Origin of the sequence: Bowmanella yangjiangensis (assembly GCF_017255015.1) — a bacterium.
Lineage (GTDB): Bacteria > Pseudomonadota > Gammaproteobacteria > Enterobacterales > Alteromonadaceae > Bowmanella > Bowmanella yangjiangensis.
In genome coordinates this window covers 1-1,488 of sequence record NZ_JAFKCS010000200.1, presented here as the reverse complement: position 1 = coordinate 1,488, position 1,488 = coordinate 1, and the positions used below count along the sequence as shown (strand labels likewise).

Genomic DNA, 1,488 nt, shown 5'->3' with positions numbered 1-1,488 from the left:
GGGTCACCCATTAATCAGCCGTGTCAAGTAAACAGCAGAATTCTTCCCGGTATTTAAATGATATCGGGATGTGAGAAAGTGAATTTCCGCCCGGTAATCTGTTTCGCGTCGTTTTTTCGTCGTGCGGTGTCAATTCCGTTCGCACCAGTCACCCATCTGGATCTAGGCGGCATTCAAACTGCGAATGAGCCCCAAACGCACAAGCGTTCCAAAAAATCTCCGGTACCCTGAGCTGTCCATCTGATAAAGATTAACAGATTTGGTGGCTCATACAGCGTCCAACCCTAAGTGGCTCAGTCCAGGGGCGAACAGGATAACGCAGGCGGAAGGGCCATCCATTCAGAGTCTCTGGTTGTTAGCCAACCCCTTGATTGGCTTGGCCCTTCCTAAACTTATTGAAACGCCAGATTCATCGTAAACGGCTCTTTCTTTTTCAACACATGATAACAAGCCCTGGCGAGCTTATGCGCCACAGCCCGTATCGCTACCATCCCGTTAGTTTTACGTTTCTTACTGGCATAGAAGGCTTTGATAGGCGGATAGTGGGCCAGGCTATGGTGGGCGGCTTCATGGAACGCCCAGGACAGATAACGATTGCCACACTTTCTATTGTTCTGGCCTTTCTTTTTGTGGTTGCTAATAAGTTTACTTTCCACACACCGAGCATAGGAGGCAAAGTTGCCCGCCGAGGCAAATCGCTGGATATCGCCGGTTTCCAGTAAGATGGTCATACCAAGGACTTGGCCAATACCCGGTATCGAGCGAACCAGTTTAAACTCTTGTTGCCCCTTAAAAAAACCTTGCCAGAGTGAGCGTTCAATCAATTCAATCTGATGACTGAGCAACACAAACAGTTCGATGTTGGGCCGGATAATGGCATTGAGCTGCGGATCCCCGAGCTGAAAATCCGTCACGTCCCGATGGATGTCGTTAGTTGAGATGGAGCGTCCTAGTTGCCTGGCATAGAAACTTTTCAGGCTTAACAGGTTCCTAGTCCTCTGCTGAACCAGTTGCAAGCGTTTGCGCAATCTGTCCCTTAGTGGCCTGATGTCTTTGGGGTAGATGTAGCCGGTGGGCAGGATCCCTAACCGCAACAGATGGGCAAGCCACTTGGCATCATCTTTGTCATCGGCGTGCTTAAGACCAGAGTAAGTTTTTACTGCGGTAGTGTTAACCAAATGTAACCGATAACCAGCCTCCATCAAACCATCCACCAACCAGTACCAATTGTAGGTAGACTCAACGGCAATCCCCTGTATCTGCTCTTTATACGGCGCCAGAGCCAACAGAATACGGTCCAGGTCATTGGGAAGTCGTTTATCGATGATGGTGTTGTCGTCCTGATCAAGTATGACCAGGTAGCTATTGTTGGAATGAAGATCTATTGCGCTATAGTAGTTCATGTCAGCCTCCGATCAGCTTGTTGGATCTCACTTACAGCGTAATAGCTGTAGCTGATCCGCGAGGCTGATTAGAGGATTATTCAGA

1 protein-coding gene is annotated in these 1,488 nt (G+C 48.8%); it reads right to left on the bottom strand.

The features are described 5' to 3' along the window. Positions 1-392: 392 nt before the first annotated feature. Positions 393-1,403 carry an IS110 family RNA-guided transposase gene (locus tag J0A65_RS23305; RefSeq protein WP_206596672.1) on the bottom strand — a complete coding sequence of 337 codons (1,011 nt, stop codon included), beginning with the start codon at positions 1,401-1,403 and terminating at the stop codon, positions 393-395. Positions 1,404-1,488 lie beyond the last annotated feature (85 nt).